The 15,524-nt window shown below is 32.4% G+C and carries 15 protein-coding genes; 6 read left to right on the top strand and 9 right to left on the bottom strand.

Annotation, left to right across the window (positions count from 1 at the left end):
- Positions 1-3: 3 nt before the first annotated feature.
- Complete coding sequence (locus QM746_RS01870; RefSeq protein WP_374363459.1) at positions 4-1,029, bottom strand: rod shape-determining protein; 1,026 nt, start codon at positions 1,027-1,029, stop codon at positions 4-6.
- Positions 1,030-1,228: 199 nt separating this feature from the next.
- Here QM746_RS01870 and QM746_RS01865 point away from each other — a divergent pair, with 199 nt between their 5' ends.
- The 6 genes from QM746_RS01865 to QM746_RS01840 all read left to right on the top strand — a co-directional run bounded on the left by QM746_RS01865 (position 1,229) and on the right by QM746_RS01840 (position 6,363).
- Complete coding sequence (locus QM746_RS01865) at positions 1,229-1,642, top strand: GNAT family N-acetyltransferase (RefSeq protein WP_414982657.1); 414 nt, start codon at positions 1,229-1,231, stop codon at positions 1,640-1,642.
- Between the two features lie 72 nt (positions 1,643-1,714).
- Complete coding sequence (gene hemA, locus QM746_RS01860) at positions 1,715-2,992, top strand: glutamyl-tRNA reductase (protein WP_414982656.1); 1,278 nt, start codon at positions 1,715-1,717, stop codon at positions 2,990-2,992.
- A 51-nt stretch (positions 2,993-3,043) separates the two neighbouring features.
- On the top strand, positions 3,044-3,952 hold the full coding sequence (gene hemC / locus QM746_RS01855; protein ID WP_414982655.1) for a hydroxymethylbilane synthase: 909 nt from the start codon (positions 3,044-3,046) through the stop codon (positions 3,950-3,952).
- A 15-nt stretch (positions 3,953-3,967) separates the two neighbouring features.
- Complete coding sequence (locus QM746_RS01850) at positions 3,968-4,648, top strand: uroporphyrinogen-III synthase (RefSeq protein ID WP_414982654.1); 681 nt, start codon at positions 3,968-3,970, stop codon at positions 4,646-4,648.
- Between the two features lie 55 nt (positions 4,649-4,703).
- Positions 4,704-5,735 (top strand): uroporphyrinogen decarboxylase, encoded by a 1,032-nt coding sequence (hemE, locus tag QM746_RS01845; protein ID WP_414982653.1) that lies wholly within the window; start codon positions 4,704-4,706, stop codon positions 5,733-5,735.
- Between the two features lie 13 nt (positions 5,736-5,748).
- On the top strand, positions 5,749-6,363 hold the full coding sequence (locus QM746_RS01840; protein WP_414982652.1) for a hypothetical protein: 615 nt from the start codon (positions 5,749-5,751) through the stop codon (positions 6,361-6,363).
- A gap of 40 nt (positions 6,364-6,403) precedes the next feature.
- Here the strand turns inward: QM746_RS01840 and QM746_RS01835 are convergent, their stop codons facing one another.
- From QM746_RS01835 to murC, 8 genes are all read right to left on the bottom strand, one after another.
- Positions 6,404-7,036: a nitroreductase family protein gene (locus tag QM746_RS01835; protein ID WP_414982651.1), complete on the bottom strand. Its 633-nt coding sequence runs from the start codon at positions 7,034-7,036 to the stop codon at positions 6,404-6,406.
- A gap of 109 nt (positions 7,037-7,145) precedes the next feature.
- Complete coding sequence (locus tag QM746_RS01830; protein WP_414982650.1) at positions 7,146-8,660, bottom strand: GH3 auxin-responsive promoter family protein; 1,515 nt, start codon at positions 8,658-8,660, stop codon at positions 7,146-7,148.
- A gap of 103 nt (positions 8,661-8,763) precedes the next feature.
- Complete coding sequence (locus QM746_RS01825) at positions 8,764-9,174, bottom strand: BrxA/BrxB family bacilliredoxin (protein WP_374362491.1); 411 nt, start codon at positions 9,172-9,174, stop codon at positions 8,764-8,766.
- 203 nt (positions 9,175-9,377) lie between these two features.
- Entirely contained in the window at positions 9,378-9,824 is a 447-nt protein-coding gene (locus tag QM746_RS01820) for a GatB/YqeY domain-containing protein (protein ID WP_414982649.1), read from the bottom strand.
- A 90-nt stretch (positions 9,825-9,914) separates the two neighbouring features.
- On the bottom strand, positions 9,915-11,825 hold the full coding sequence (gene ftsZ, locus QM746_RS01815; RefSeq protein ID WP_414982648.1) for a cell division protein FtsZ: 1,911 nt from the start codon (positions 11,823-11,825) through the stop codon (positions 9,915-9,917).
- A 72-nt stretch (positions 11,826-11,897) separates the two neighbouring features.
- Positions 11,898-13,274 (bottom strand): cell division protein FtsA, encoded by a 1,377-nt coding sequence (gene ftsA / locus QM746_RS01810; RefSeq protein WP_414982647.1) that lies wholly within the window; start codon positions 13,272-13,274, stop codon positions 11,898-11,900.
- An 18-nt stretch (positions 13,275-13,292) separates the two neighbouring features.
- Positions 13,293-14,123: a cell division protein FtsQ/DivIB gene (locus tag QM746_RS01805; protein ID WP_414982646.1), complete on the bottom strand. Its 831-nt coding sequence runs from the start codon at positions 14,121-14,123 to the stop codon at positions 13,293-13,295.
- A gap of 34 nt (positions 14,124-14,157) precedes the next feature.
- Positions 14,158-15,513, bottom strand: a complete 1,356-nt coding sequence (murC, locus tag QM746_RS01800) for a UDP-N-acetylmuramate--L-alanine ligase (RefSeq protein WP_414982645.1) — start codon at positions 15,511-15,513, stop codon at positions 14,158-14,160.
- Positions 15,514-15,524: the final 11 nt, after the last annotated feature.

Genomic DNA, 15,524 nt, shown 5'->3' with positions numbered 1-15,524 from the left:
TCATTATTTTATTAGGAAATTAAATTTGTCCATATTTTTAAGCGCAATTCCTGTTCCTCGAACTACCGCTCTTAATGGATCTTCTGCTACGAAAACAGGTAAACCTGTTTTTTTGTGAAGCCTGTCTGCTAATCCTCTTAACAAAGCACCACCACCAGCAAGATAAATACCTGTTTTATAAATATCGGCTGCCAATTCTGGAGGTGTAAGAGAAAGAGTTTCCATTACTGCATCTTCTATTCTGATGATAGATTTGTCTAGAGCTCTTGCAATTTCTTTATAACCTACCATTATTTCTTTTGGTTTCCCTGTGATAAGGTCTCTACCTTGTACCGGGATATCTTCTACATCTACATCTAATTCTTCTACAGCAGAACCTACTTCTATTTTTACTCTTTCCGCAGTTCTTTCGCCAATGTATAAGTTATGATGCGTTCTTAAATAATATGCAATGTCATTCGTGAAAACGTCTCCTGCAATTTTTACAGATTTATCACAAACAATACCTCCAAGAGCTACCACTGCAATTTCTGTAGTACCACCACCTATATCAATAATCATGTTACCTTCAGGCTTTTGTACATCAATTCCAACTCCTATTGCTGCAGCCATTGGTTCATAAATTAATCTTACTTCTTTAGCATTAACTTTTTGTGCAGAATCTCTTACGGCTCTTTTTTCTACTTCTGTAATTCCAGAAGGGATACAAATTACAATTCTAAGAGAAGGCTGAAAAAGTTTTCCTTTAATACCAGGTACTAATTTTATAAATTCTTTCATCATGTGCTCAGAAGCAGCAAAATCTGCAATTACTCCGTCTTTTAATGGACGAACGGTTTTGATGTCTTCGTGAGTTTTCCCTTGCATGTGTTTTGCTTGTTCTCCTACCGCAATTGGTTTTCCTGTAGAACGTTCTATAGCTACGATTGACGGCTGGTCAATCACGATTTTATTATTGTGAATGATAAGTGTATTAGCTGTACCTAAGTCGATCGCAATTTCTTGCGTAAACATATCAAATAACCCCATTTTCTACTATAAATTTTAGTTTACAAAGATATAAATTTAAACGCATTCTAAATAAAGGAAACTAAAAAATTTAGTTAAAATTTTATTAAATTCTAAATGCTTGTCGTATTTTTAAACTTTAAACTTTCTGTTTTATTTTTATTTTTTTGAAAAATTAATAAAGTTACAATAGTTTTTATTTTAAACATCAGTAAATCAAATGATTAAATTAATTTCAGCCCAAGAAACATATTCGATAAGAAAAGAGGTTCTAAGAAAAGAATTTCCAGATGAACCACATCAGTTTAAAGGAGATTTAGACCAAGGAACTTTCCATTTGGGCTATTTTTATGAAAACAAAATAGAAGGTGTTTTGTCTGTAATGAAAAACGGTGAAATTGCACAGTTTAGAGGAATGGCCGTTTCGGAAAGATTGCAAGGATTGGGAGTTGGCAAAAAACTAATTGCATTTGCAGAAGATATTTTAGAAGCCGAAAAAACCACTAAAATTTGGTTGAATGCCAGGGAAAAAGCTGTTCCTTTTTACGAAAAATGTGGTTATAAAATTGAAGGCGAAATTTTTATAATAAAGCCAATTGGTTTTCACTATTTAATGACGAAATATTTTGATTGATAATATAAAACGCAAGCATATTTAAAATTAGAAGAAAATTATCAGAATAATGATTAAATTTGCAAATTGATAATGAATCCTCAGGTAAAGACATATAACACGCAGAATTTCACGGTTTTAAGTATTAGCTACGAGAAAGCTAATGCTGAGGTAAGAAGTAAATTTGCTTTCTTTGATGAGCACGTTAAGAATTTTGTGAACGAAATTCACGATAAAAAGCTTGGTGATGCTTTTGTTGTTTCTACTTGTAATCGTACCGAAATTTATACTACAGCAAGCAATTATATGTCTATTGCTGAGATGTATTGCAAGTCGGTAGATGTGAGTTTGATGGATTTTATGCAGTTTGTAAATGTTATCAAAAGCGAAGAAGCACTCAATCATCTTTTTAGAGTTTCTGCGGGTTTAGAAAGTCAGATTTTAGGAGATTTTGAGATTATTGGGCAGATTAAAAATGCTTATCATCGTTTCAAAAAATACAGAAAATTTAGCAATCCTTATTTAGAAAGAGCTATTAATTTGGCAATTCAAATTTCTAAAAGAATTAAAAATGAAACGGGTATTTCAAACGGAGCAGCATCTGTTTCTTATGCGGCGGTTCATTATATTTTAAAAACTCAAGCTCAAATTTCTGATAAAAATATTCTTTTGTTGGGTGTAGGAGAAATCGGGCAAAACACAGTGGAAAATCTTGTAAAACACGTTTATAAACCAAAGGTTAAGATTGCAAATCGCTCTTTCGAAAAGGCAGAAAAAATTGCCGAAAAGTACAATATTCCGCAAATTGCTTTTGATAATTTTGAAGAAGAATTAAAATCTACAGATATTTTAATTGTTGCTACAGGCGCACAAACTCCAATTATTTTGCCGAAACATTTCCCTAATGGAAAAGAGACTTTGGTGATAGATTTGTCTATCCCGAACAATGTTGATAAAAATGTAACGGAGAATAAAGCCGTAAAATTGGTAGATATTGATGAACTTTCAAATCACATCCAAGAAACAATTGAGCAACGTAAAAAAGAAATTCCGAAAGCTGAAGAAATTATTAAAGAAATGACAAAAGAATTTCTTGTTTGGGAAAAAAAGAGAAAATTTGCTCCCAATATTCATCAGTTTAAATCTGCTTTAAAAAATATTGAAGACCACGAAATGCACAATTTCTACCGAAAACATAAATATATTGAAGTGGACGATATGAAGTTGAGCGAAAAAATGATTCAAAAAATCACCAATAGATTTGCAAAATATATTATTGAAAACCCTTTAAGAGCCGAAGAAATTACCAAATTAATGAACGATATTTTGGTAGAACAACCTAAAGAGGAGTTTAATAAAAAACACCAGTAAATTTTAGATTTACAATTTAGAATTTACGAATTTTTAAGAAATAGTTTTATAATGATTAGAATTGGCACCAGAAATTCGCCTTTAGCAATGTGGCAAGCGAAAGAAGTAGAACAAAAATTACAAAATATAGGTTACGAAACTTCGTTGGTTTCTGTGCTTTCTTCTGGAGATAAAAATCTTAATCAACCGCTTTATTCTCTCGGTATTACTGGAGTTTTTACTAAAGATTTAGACATTGCATTACTCAATAATGAAATTGATATTGCAGTACATTCTTTAAAAGATGTTCCTACTATTTTGCCTCAAAATATAGAAATTTCGGCGGTTTTGGAAAGAGATTTCCCTCAAGATGTTTTGGTAAGAAAATCATCGTCTAAAAATAAAAATTTAGCTGAATTAAAAATCGCGACGAGCAGTTTGAGAAGACGTGCTTTTTGGCTCGAGCAATTTCCAGAAACTGAATTTTCGGATATTAGAGGAAATGTGCAAACCCGTCTTAAAAAACTAGAAGAAGGAGATTTTGATGCTACACTTTTTTCTTTGGCAGGAATTAAAAGAATGGAAATGGAACTCGATTTTGAGTATTTAGATTTTATGATTTCTGCGCCTAGTCAAGGAGTTGTAGCCATAGCAAGTAGAGTAGATGATTTAGAAGCCAAAGAGGTTTTACAACAAATTAATCATAAAGAAACACAAATTTGTGTAGAAATAGAACGCAATTTTCTTAGAACTTTAGAAGGAGGTTGTACTGCGCCAATTGGCGCAATAGCAAAATTTAATGAAGATAAAATTACATTTGAAGGGAAATTAAATTCTCTAGATGGTAGAAAAACGATAAATTTAGTTGAAGAATTTGACTATAACGATTCTGAAAATTTCGGAGAGAAATTTGCAAAAATAATTTTAGAAAAAGGAGGCAAAGAAATGATGGAAGAAATAAAGAGTCAAATTAAAAGTTAAATAGTAAAAAAGTTAATGAAAATCCTTTTCACGAAGACAGGCATAGAAAATGAAGTTTCTCAAAAATTGGGAACTGATGCTGTTTGTGATTTTCAAGATTTTATAACAGTTGAACAATCTAAGATAAAACCATTTTTTCTTAAAAATTATTCGCTTATTTTTAGCAGTGTAAATGCGGTAAAATCGTTTTTTAACAATGGTTTTAAGATCAACGAAAATTTCCTCAATCCTAGTCAATTTAATAAAGTTTATGCAGTAGGTCTTAAGACGAAGTTAGCGCTTAGAAAACAAGGTTTTGGCACTTTTAAAGTAACAAAGCATTCTAGTGATTTGGCGGATTTTATCATTGAAAACAGTCACAAAGAACGTTTTCTTCACTTTTGTGGAAATTTAGCTTTAGATATTTTAGACCAAAAGCTTCCACTTCAAAATATTTCATACAAAAAAGTAATTGTTTATAAAACCAATTTACTTTATCCAGAAATTTCAGAAAATTATGATGCTGTGGTCTTTTTTAGTCCAAGCGGAGTTCGTAGTTTTGCGAAGTTTAATTCTTTGGAAAAAATAAAGATTTTTTCTATTGGACAAACTACAGAAAAAGAGCTGAAAAAATTTACTCAAAATAGAATTTTCACCAGCAAAGAAAGCAATTTAGATGATTTGTTGTCGGTTATTCGTTGTCAGTTGTCAGAATAATTTTTCTTACACAATCAACCAAAAGCCAACAACCAACAACCAACAACCAAAAAATATGATTAAAAACGACTTATATTTAAGAGCATTACGTGGCGAAACTGTAGAAAGACCGCCAGTTTGGATGATGAGACAAGCAGGTAGATATTTACCAGAATTTATCGCACTTCGTGATCAATACGATTTTTTTACGCGTTGTCAAACTCCAGAATTGGCAGCAGAAATTACAGTACAGCCGATTAGAAGATTTCCGTTGGATGCAGCGATTTTGTTTTCGGATATTTTGGTAGTTCCTCAGGCAATGGGGATTGATTTCAAAATGAAAGAGTCTGTTGGGCCTTGGCTAGATACACCTATCAGAAGTTTAGAACAAGTTGAAAATCTTCAAGTTGAAGGAGCAGAAGAAAATCTAAAATACGTTTATGATGCGATAGACATTACTTTACAAAAATTAGAAAACAATATTCCTTTAATAGGTTTTGCGGGTTCACCATGGACTTTGCTTTGCTACTGCGTAGAAGGAAAAGGTTCTAAATCTTTCGATATTGCAAAATCTTTTTGTTTTACTCAACCAGAAGCAGCACATTTGCTTTTGCAAAAAATTACAGATGTTACCATCGCTTATCTTAAAAGAAAAGTACAAAGTGGTGTTTCTGCGGTTCAAATTTTTGATTCTTGGGGAGGAATGCTTTCTCCGGAAGATTATCAGGAGTTTTCTTGGAAATACATCAATCAAATTATAGAAGCTTTAGCTCCAGAAACTCATGTTGTGGTTTTTGGCAAAGGTTGTTGGTTTGCTTTAGAAGAAATGGCTAAATCTAAGGCTTCTGCTTTGGGAGTAGATTGGACAATTACACCAGAATTGGCACGTCAATTCACCAATAATTCTATAACGTTACAAGGAAATTTTGATCCTGCTAGATTACATTCTTCGCTAGAAGTGATTAGAAAAATGGTTCACGAAATGATTAAAAGATTTGGTAAAGACCAATATATTGTAAATTTAGGACATGGTATTTTGCCTAATATTCCTGTGGAAAATGCCGAAGCTTTTGTAAAAGCCGTGGTAGAATTTGAATTCAACAAATAAATATATTTAAAAAATGAAAAAACTAATGCCTTTAGTTGTGCTATTTATTGCACAAATTTCGTTTGCTCAGTATTATAAAGCAGATGTAACATTTAGTAATGGAACTGTGAAATCTGGTTACGCTGAACCTGTTAATACTGAGAAATCAAACATTAATTTCAAGCCAACTTTGGATGGTAAAAAAGAAAAATTAGAATTGAAAAATCTACAAAAGGTGAATTATGTAGATGAAAAGACAGGTAAAACTTCTGAAGTAGAAAGATTAATGGCTACACAAGGAAAAATGTCTTCTGAAGCTTTTTTATATCTTATTTACAAAGGTGATGTGTCTGTTTATGCTCAAACGCAAAGTTTTTATGATAGAACCATGTATAATAATATTCCAGTTACATCAAGTGAATCTTCTTATTTCTTTAGATATAAGGACGAAAAAAAAGCAACACTTATTTCAATGAATTTTGGTGGTCCAGGAATAATGGTAGGGGGGAAAAGTATTACTAAAAAAGGGATTAAAGAATTCTTTTCTAATAAATGTCCAAAACTTGTAACTGCATTTGAAAATGATGAAATTAAATTTAAAAAAGATGTCTTTGTTTTCATAGATTATTATGAGAAAAATTGTAAATAAAAAATAAAAAAATTCCTCATAAATCTCTGAGGAATTTTTGTTAATTCACTTCTGTAATGAATTTTTCTTTCGGTTTTCTTACTTTTTCTAATTTTTCTAGCCAATCTTTTTCAGAATCTCTATAGCCAAGAGGTAAAAGTAAAACACTTTTTAACCCTTTTTCTTGTAATCCTAAAATTTCATCTACTTTTTCTGGGCTGAAACCTTCCATCGGTGTTGCATCTACTCCTTCGAAAGCTGCGGCAATTATTGCTGCTCCAAATGCTATATATGCTTGTTTTGAGGTGTGAACAAAATTTTCTTCAGCAGATTTTGGTACATAAGTACTTAATAATTGTTTTCTGTAATTTTCCCAACCTTCATTAGTGAAACCTCTTTTTTCGTTGGTTAAATCAAACATATAATTAATTCTTTCTTCTGTATAAGTGTCCCAAGCTGCAAAAACTAAAACGTGAGAAGCGTCTCCAATTTGTGGTTGACCAAAAGCTGCTTCTTTTAGTTGATTTTTAACTTCCTGATTGCTTACCACAAAAATTTCAAAAGGCTGTAAACCACTAGAAGTAGGAGCTAAACGAGCTGCTTCTAAAATTTTATCAACTTTTTCTTCACTTATTTTTTCGCCGTTCATTGCTTTTGTGGCGTATCTCCATTTTAATTTATTTATTAATTCCATTGTTTTTTTATTTGAGACAAAATTAATGTGTAAAACAATGCTTTGTCATTGATTTATGTTAAGAAAGTGATAGAAAAAAAGAACCGTTCAAAAACTGAACGGTTTAATTTTATCTATTTAAGTCCAAAAGCGGTTCTATGTATTGTCTATCGTTGCAAAGACGTGGCACTTTGTTCTGTCCGCCCAATTTTCCTCTAGATTCCATCCATTTGTAGAAAAGTTGAGGTTTTGCAGTATGAATAATTGGAGGATTCAAGGTGATATTTTGATAACGTTTAGCTTCGTAATCTGAATTTAAAGATTTTAGAGTTTCGTCAAAAATTTTAGAAAATTCATCAAAATTGGTTGGATATTTTGCAAATTCTAACAACCATTCGTGGGCGCCAGATTTTCCTTCGCACATAAAAACAGGAGCACCAGTGTAATCTGAAATTTGAGCTTCAGTAGCATCGCAAGCCTTTTTTAGAGCTGTTTCCACATTGTCAATCATCAATTCTTCACCAAAAGCATTAATGTAATGTTTCGTTCTGCCAGAAATTTGAATTCTATGAGGAGAAAGAGATGTAAATCTTACGGTATCGCCAATTAAATAACGCCAAAGTCCGCCATTTGTAGAAATTACCATGGCATAATTTTTTCCCAATTCTACTTCTTCTAAAGGAATTGCTTGGAGATTATTTCTGTCAAATTTATCCATTGGAATAAATTCGTAGAAAATTCCGTAATCTAGCATTAGCAGCATTTCGTCGCTTCCGCTTCTGTCTTGAATTCCGAAAAAGCCTTCCGAAGCGTTGTAAATTTCATAATAATTGATGTCTTTGCCAATAATTTTTCGGTATTGTTCTTTGTAAGGCTTAAAACTAATTCCACCATGAAAAAACACTTCCAAATTAGGAAAAACATCTGAGATGCTTCCTTTTCCTGTTTCGGTTAAAATTCTTTGGAGCAAAATCAACATCCAACTTGGCACTCCGGTTAAGCTTCCTACATCTTGGTTTTTAACTTCAGAAACGATGGCTTTCAGTTTGGTTTCCCATTCGGATAAGAGAGAGGTTTTTTTGCTTGGTACAGTAGTTATTTCTATCCAAAAAGGTAAATTTTCTATTAAAATTGCAGACAAATCTCCAAATTTTGTATTGAAGGTTTCATACAACTCTGCACTTCCTCCCAATCTTAAATTTTTATTTAAAAATAGTTGATTTTCAGGATGGTTATTGGCGTAAATTGAAATAAGGTCTTTGCCAGCTTTGTAATGACAATCTTCTAAACTTTCATCAGAAATTGGGATGTACTTGCTTTTGGCATTAGTAGTTCCTGACGATTTTGCAAATTGACGGATATAGCCCGGCCAAATAATATCTTTTTGTCCTTGTCTTGCCTTTTCTATATAAGGTTCGAAGTCTTCGTAATTTACGATGGGAACTTGTTGCTGAAAATCTCTGTAAGAAGAAATGTCTTTGAAACCGTATTTTCTGCCATATTCTGTTTCGTCAGCATGAAAAAGTTGAGAAAAAAGTACGCCTTTTTGTGTTTCAATAGGATGATTCATAAAATTTTGAATTTGGTCTATTCTCTGTCGAATAAACCAATTAACAGCCATATTGAAAAGTGCCATTGTTGCCATAGCCCAAATTTAATAAAAAACTAATTTAAAAATTAATTTTAGAGAAAATAAAAATCCGTTCTGAAAAAATTCAAAACGGATTGAAGTATAAAGTTGAAAGATTTTAACAAAATTCTTCGTAAGCAGCTTGTAAATTAGCTGCAATAGCACCTGCAGGATTTCCTTCGATGTGGTGTCTTTCTAGCATGTGTACCAATTCTCCGTCTTTAAAAAGAGCTACGCAAGGAGAACTTGGAGGAAATGGTGCAAAATGTTTTCTTGCTTCTGCTACAGCTTCAGTGTCAAAACCTGCAAAAACTGTTGTTAAATGGTCTGGTTTTTTGTCTCCTGTTAAAGAGAAAATTACACCTGGTCTTGCTGCTCCTGCTGCGCAACCACATACCGAATTTACCATTACTAGAGTAGTTCCTGATTGTTTTAGAGCGTCATTTACTTGCTCTGGAGTTGTAAGGTCTTGGAAACCTTTATCTGTAAGTTCTGCCTTCATGGGCATTACTAGTTCTGCTGGATACATAATATATAAAGTTTAAGGTTTAACGTTTCGAGTTTTATTCAAAATGCATTGCAAATTTACTACTAAAATTTTGAAAATTTTATCTAAATATTTTATCAAAAATATGCCAAATATCTATTAAGACATTTTGACTCTCTTTTGTAATAAAAACAGCCAAAGACGTCTTTGGCTGTTTTGGGTAAAAATGTACTGAAAAAAATTAACTATGATAATAGTTTTTTTACCATTTCGGAGATAGATTTTCCATCAGATTTTCCAGCTAAAGCTTTGGATGCTGTACCCATTACTTTGCCCAAATCTTTTAGAGATTCTGCTCCTACTTCGGCAATTATTTTTTTAATTTCTGCTTCTAATTCTTCTGAAGAAAGCTGTGCAGGGAGAAATTTTTCTATTACCTTCATTTGTGCTTCTTCTACTTCTGCCAAGTCTGCTCTGTTTTGAGCAACAAATTGTTGATGAGAATCTTTGCGCTGTTTTATCATTCTTTGCAAGATTGCAATTTCTTGTTCGGCAGAAACCTCTGCTCCTTTGCTTTCTGTTTTTGCAAGCAAAATTTGAGATTTTACAGCTCTTAGAGAGTCAAGCGCAACTTTGTCTTTTTCTCTCATAGCAGTTTTAATCGCTTCGTTGATTGTAAGTTCTAAACTCATAATTTAATATTTTAGTTGCTGGTTTTTAGTTGCTGATTAATAGTTTTTAATGCTATTTGCATTTTTATCAACCAACAATTGCCAACTAAATTAATCTACATCTTTGTTTAAAAATTTATTTTCTCTAAGGCTTACTCTTCCGTTGTTGTCTGATAGAAAACTAGAAATTTGTTGCTGAGAAGGATTTTCGTGTCCTATATTAATGTTTTTTCTTTTGAAAGCAGGAATAGATTCAAATTCATTTTCGTTTTCGATTACTTGATAACGAGAATTGAACTCTTTTAATTTATTTCTTCTTTCTTGAACTTTGTCATTAGAAGGAGCTTTTTCAATAAATTTAAAATCTTCTGAAGTATTTATTTTAGACTCATTTTTAGGCGTTTCTAAGATTTTTTCTTCTTCAATTGTAGTTTTAAAACTTGGTTTTATTTCTTCTGCTTCTTTAGTAAAAGAAAAAGTAAATTCTACTGGTCTTTCTTCAACGAATGTTTTCGTTTCGGCAATATTTCCTTTTACTTCTGGTAATTTTTCTTCAACCTGAAATTTAATTTCTTCTTTCTTTTCTTCAACAAAAAACGTTTTTTCTTCAACAATTGGAGTAGCTATTTTTTTTTCTTCAGTTTCGAATGAAAAGGATTGAGATTCTATAACTTCCTCATCTTCAAATGAAAATAATTCTAAAACGCCAGTTTCTGTTTCTTCAATTTCAAAAGTTTCATTAAACCTTTCAATAGCAGGATTTTCGTCTTCAAAATATTGAATTTCTTCTATTTTTTCTTGAACCGCTACTTCTTCCGTTTCAAAATTTTGAGAAAAATGATTGGTAGGGAAATCTGGTTTTACAGCATCATTATCATCATCAAGAATAAAATGATTTTTAGCTTCTTTATTGGTATTGTTTTGAGAAGCTTCTGTATTAGTATTGCTTTTACCAAATGGAGATTCTCTTCTTGGTTTTTCTGATGGAGTATCTTCTAACGTATATTTAATTTTTTCTGTAGGACCTGCATATTTTTGATCGTCCGCAGCAAAACCTGTAGCAATAACCAAAACACTGATTGCATCACCTAATTCTTCGTCTGTTCCCACCCCGAAAATAATATCTGCGGTGTTCCCAGCTTCACGTTGGATATGGTCGTTAATTGTACCAATTTCGTCCATTGTAGCTTCTTCGTTGCCACTTCTAATAAGGAGAAGAACGTTTTTAGCACCTGTGATTTTATTGTCATTCAATAGAGGAGAATCTAGTGCTTTTTTCACAGCTTCTTCCGCTTTGTTTTCTCCAGAAGCAGTACCGGTTGACATTAAAGCAGTACCAGAATTTTGAAGAACAGAACGAGCATCTCTAAAGTCTATATTTACATCAAAATAACCAGTAATTACTTCTGCCATTCCTTTTGCGGCATTGGCTAAAACTTCATCTGCTTTGGAGAAACCAGATTTGAATCCTAAGTTTCCAAACTGTTGACGAAGTTTGTCGTTATTAATTACAATAAGGGAATCTACATTATTACGAAGTTTTTCGAGACCAAGTTCAGCTTGTTCTAATCTCCTTTTTCCTTCAAAACTAAAAGGAACGGTTACAATACCAATGGTAAGGATGCCCATTTCTTTGGCAATTTTTGCAATAACAGGAGCAGCACCAGTACCCGTACCACCGCCCATTCCTGCGGTAATGAAAACCATTTTTGTACTGTGAGAAAGTACGGCTTTTATCTCGTCTATACTTTCTAGAGCAGATTTTTCTCCCACTTCTGGGTCTGCACCAGCTCCCAAACCTTCGGTAATGGTAGCTCCCAATTGAACTTTTGTAGAAATAGGGTTGTTATCTAGCGTTTGGGCATCAGTATTACAAATAATGAAATCTACGCCGTGAATTCCTTTTTCGTACATGTGTTTTAGTGCGTTGTTACCACCGCCACCAACTCCAATAACTTTGATGATAGATGAGGTTCCCTTTGGTAAGTCAAATGAAAAACCTGTATTTAATGTATTTTCCATATATATTTTTTTATAATTGATAGTAGATAATTGATGATTCAAATTAAAGATTCATCTTTTATCATTTATATTTTACTCTACTTCTTCGAAGAATTTTTTTACTTTTTCTAAAATGGTTTGTCCGAAAGTTAGTTTGCTACTTTTAACTTTTTGAGGCTGAACTTTTGGTTCTTCTTTTACTTGAACAATCGTTTCTTCTTCTATTTTAATTTCAGCTTTTGGAGTTTCTTGCACTGGTTTTGGTGCAGGAATTTCCTCAATTAAAGCTTCTTCTGCTTGTTTTTTATCTCTAATTTTCAAACTTTCCATTAGCAAACCGATAGAAGTTGCAAATTCTGGAGACTTAAGATATTGGTTTTTATCATTAGCAATATATTCATTAGCAAAACCGATTCTTGCATCAAAACCTGTAATAAAATTAGCTAGTTGACGAAGGTTTTTTAGATTAGAACCACCTCCAGTAAGTACAATTCCAGCAATTAATTTACGTTTTTGTTCGTAAGCTCCGTAAGCTTTCAATTCTGTATTTACCATTTCTAGAATTTCTTCTACTCTTGCATTAATAATGCTTGCAAGAGATTTTAAAGAGATTTCTTTGTCTGGTCTTCCGTGTAAACCTGGGATGGTAACAAATGTAGAATCTTTTTCTAAATCTGGAACTGCAGAACCAAACTTAACCTTCAATTGTTCTGCATGTTTTTCTATAATAGAGCAACCTTCTTTAATGTCATCTGTAATAATGCCTCCACCATAAGGAATTACACAAGTATGACGGATGATGTTGTCTTTAAAAATTGCAATATCAGTAGTTCCACCACCAATATCAACAATGGCAACACCTGCTTCTTTTTCTTCTTTGGTAAGAACAGCTTCAGAAGAAGCCAAAGGTTCTAGAGTAAGAGCTTCCATTTCTAAACCAGCTTCTCTTACACATCTTGCAATGTTTCTAATACTTCCCATTTGCCCTACAACAACGTGGAAATTTGCTTCCAAACGTTTGCCGTGCATTCCAATAGGTTCTTGAATTTCTCCTTCAGAATCTACTTTGTATTCTTGAGGAAGAACGTGTATAATTTCTTCACCTGGAAGCATGACTAATTTTTTCACCTGATCTTTCAGAGCTTCTATATCATCTTCTGTAATGTAAGCTTCAGGATTTTCTCGCATAATGTAATCTGAATGTTGCAGACTTCTGATGTGTTTCCCAGCGATACCTACGGTAACTTTTTTAATGGGTACGCCAGCAGATTTTTCTGCTTCTGAAACGGCAGCTGTAATTGAGCTAATAGTCTGTGAAATATTATTCACAATACCTTTGTGAACGCCCAAACTTTTACTTTTTCCAACGCCTAAAACTTCAATTTTGCCATGCGAATTTTTTCTACCAACAATGGCTACTATTTTGGTAGTTCCTATGTCTAGACCTACTGAATAATCTTGTGTTTCCATATATTGCTGTTCTACTTTTTACTGTTTTTTCTTTTCTTTTTCTGCTAACTTTTTCTTTTCCTCTTTTTTTAGAGGTTTTTCCAAAATTTCTTTTGGCTTTTCTTCACTTATTGTGTCTTTTTCTGGTTTGTAGCCATCCTTGAGTGTAGTTACAATTTGATTGTCATATTTCACAGAAATTTTAGAATATTTTTCTGGATTTTGGTCAATTAAATATTTCTCTACGAAGGCTTTAAAACCTTTAATTTTAAATTCTATATTGTCTAGATCACCAATTTCTACTTTGTAATAACCTTCATTAGTAACGAGATTATAATTGTCTTTTTCTTTGCTAATCCCAACAAAGAAGTTTTTGCAGAAGCTGTCTTTATCTATTTTCTCTATTAATTCTACTAATTTTAAGTAATCTTTTTTCTTTACATCACCCGAAACCAACATACATGGATGCGAATAATTTTTGGAAATAGGAAATTCAATGCCTTTTTTGTCTACATAGAATCCTTTTCCGCCATTGTTTAGTCTGAAAACAGGAACTCTTTGTAAGATATCAACATGCAATTTTCCATCTAAAGTAAGATATACATTTGCGCTATCAACAGCTGGGAGTTGATTGAGTTTTTTCTCTAAATTTGGAATGTCTATGTCGCCAACTTTTTTGGTAGAATTATATTTTTCTACAATGGTTTTGATGTCTTTTTCATCTACAAAATAGACTGGAGATTTATCAGACATTTTCACTGAAATATTGTCCAAAGGTTTTTCGTTGAATCTCTTCAAAGAGAAACTCAATAGAAATCCGAAGACTGCTACAGTTACTAATATTTTAAGAATTCTCCACTTGTTTTTCATCTTTTCTTTAAAAATGTATGATGATTTTTATTTTTTAAATATTTTCTAACCAATTCATTATTGGATCGTACAACGTATCAATATTTCCAGCGCCTACTGTTAATAAAACATCAAAATCTTTTTCTTTAATTTTATCAAAAGCTTGGCTTAAACTACAAACTTCTTTTTTATCTAAATTCACTTTTTCTAAAAGCCAATCTGAAGTAATGCCTTCAAAATCTTTTTGTAATTCTCTGGCAGGATAGATGTCTAGAAGCAACAATTCATCTGCCTGAGCCAAACTTTCTGCAAATCCATCAGCAAAATCTCTGGTTCGGCTAAACAAATGCGGCTGAAAAGCCACTAATAATTTTTTCCCAGGATTGAATGTTCTGATAGAACCAATTACAGCATTCAATTCGGTAGGATGATGTGCATAATCATCCACATAGATTTTTCCGTTAGCAAAAGAATGTTTTGTATATCTTCTTTTAATGCCTTTGAAGGTAGAAATTCCTTTCTTAATAGTTTCAAAATCAACATTTAAGCTGTATAATATAGAAATTGCTGCCGTAGCATTTTCAACATTATGAATTCCCGGAATTTCCCATGAAAATTCTTCAGTTTTTCCGTCAAAATTAAAATCGAAGAACATTTTTTCTCCTTCAATTTTTAAATTATCAGAGTAGAAATCTGCCTCTTCGTTTACTGCATAAGTTTTACAAGGTCTGCCAATTTTTACACCTTTTCTCACAAAAAGTTGATTGTTTTCTGGCACTAAATCTGCAAAATCTCTAAAACTTTGTTCTATGGTTTCGGTGTCGCCATAAATATCGAGATGGTCTGCATCAATAGAAGTTACAATTGCCCAATCTGGTGAAAGATTAAGGAAACTTCTGTCGTATTCATCGGCTTCTAAAACAGACATTTCTGTCCCGTTGTAGATAAAATTCGATTTATAATTCTCTGAAATTCCTCCCAAAAATCCCGAAAAAGGCAAGTTGGCAACTTTACAAAGATGTGCTACCAAACTAGAAGTTGTTGTTTTGCCATGAGTTCCCGCCACAGCAATGCATTCTGTATTTTCTGTAATTAAACCCAGAACTTTAGCTCGTTTTAAAACTTCAAAATTATTTTCGTTGAAATAATCTAAAATTTTCAAAACCTTAATTGCAGGAGTGTAAATAATCAACGTATTTTCTTTGTTTAGCTCAGAAAATTTTTCATTTACCACATCTTCAAAACTGATGTAAATTCCTTCTTTTTGAAGTTCAGCCGTCAGTTTGGTTTCGGTTTTATCATAACCCAAAACATTTTTACCAGCAGCGTGGAAATATCTTGCCAAAGCAGACATGCCAATACCACCAATTCCTACGAAGTAGAAGTTTTTGTATGTGTTTAGGTTTTGCATTTTTTCTAATT

Source organism: Cloacibacterium sp. (genome assembly GCF_047601505.1).
In the GTDB taxonomy this organism is placed as follows: Bacteria; Bacteroidota; Bacteroidia; order Flavobacteriales; family Weeksellaceae; genus Cloacibacterium.
The sequence above is the reverse complement of the archived record's forward strand: the minus strand, read 5'-3'. Positions and strand labels throughout refer to the sequence as shown.

What these genes read in the sequence shown, in the direction of transcription:
- QM746_RS01870 (WP_374363459.1), bottom strand. Translation starts at nt 1,029, where the DNA reads ATGGGGTTATTTGATATGTTTACGCAAGAAATTGCGATCGACTTAGGT.
- QM746_RS01865 (WP_414982657.1), top strand. Translation starts at nt 1,229, where the DNA reads ATGATTAAATTAATTTCAGCCCAAGAAACATATTCGATAAGAAAAGAG.
- hemA (WP_414982656.1), top strand. Translation starts at nt 1,715, where the DNA reads ATGAATCCTCAGGTAAAGACATATAACACGCAGAATTTCACGGTTTTA.
- hemC (WP_414982655.1), top strand. Translation starts at nt 3,044, where the DNA reads ATGATTAGAATTGGCACCAGAAATTCGCCTTTAGCAATGTGGCAAGCG.
- QM746_RS01850 (WP_414982654.1), top strand. Translation starts at nt 3,968, where the DNA reads ATGAAAATCCTTTTCACGAAGACAGGCATAGAAAATGAAGTTTCTCAA.
- hemE (WP_414982653.1), top strand. Translation starts at nt 4,704, where the DNA reads ATGATTAAAAACGACTTATATTTAAGAGCATTACGTGGCGAAACTGTA.
- QM746_RS01840 (WP_414982652.1), top strand. Translation starts at nt 5,749, where the DNA reads ATGAAAAAACTAATGCCTTTAGTTGTGCTATTTATTGCACAAATTTCG.
- QM746_RS01835 (WP_414982651.1), bottom strand. Translation starts at nt 7,036, where the DNA reads ATGGAATTAATAAATAAATTAAAATGGAGATACGCCACAAAAGCAATG.
- QM746_RS01830 (WP_414982650.1), bottom strand. Translation starts at nt 8,660, where the DNA reads ATGGCAACAATGGCACTTTTCAATATGGCTGTTAATTGGTTTATTCGA.
- QM746_RS01825 (WP_374362491.1), bottom strand. Translation starts at nt 9,174, where the DNA reads ATGTATCCAGCAGAACTAGTAATGCCCATGAAGGCAGAACTTACAGAT.
- QM746_RS01820 (WP_414982649.1), bottom strand. Translation starts at nt 9,824, where the DNA reads ATGAGTTTAGAACTTACAATCAACGAAGCGATTAAAACTGCTATGAGA.
- ftsZ (WP_414982648.1), bottom strand. Translation starts at nt 11,825, where the DNA reads ATGGAAAATACATTAAATACAGGTTTTTCATTTGACTTACCAAAGGGA.
- ftsA (WP_414982647.1), bottom strand. Translation starts at nt 13,274, where the DNA reads ATGGAAACACAAGATTATTCAGTAGGTCTAGACATAGGAACTACCAAA.
- QM746_RS01805 (WP_414982646.1), bottom strand. Translation starts at nt 14,123, where the DNA reads ATGAAAAACAAGTGGAGAATTCTTAAAATATTAGTAACTGTAGCAGTC.
- murC (WP_414982645.1), bottom strand. Translation starts at nt 15,513, where the DNA reads ATGCAAAACCTAAACACATACAAAAACTTCTACTTCGTAGGAATTGGT.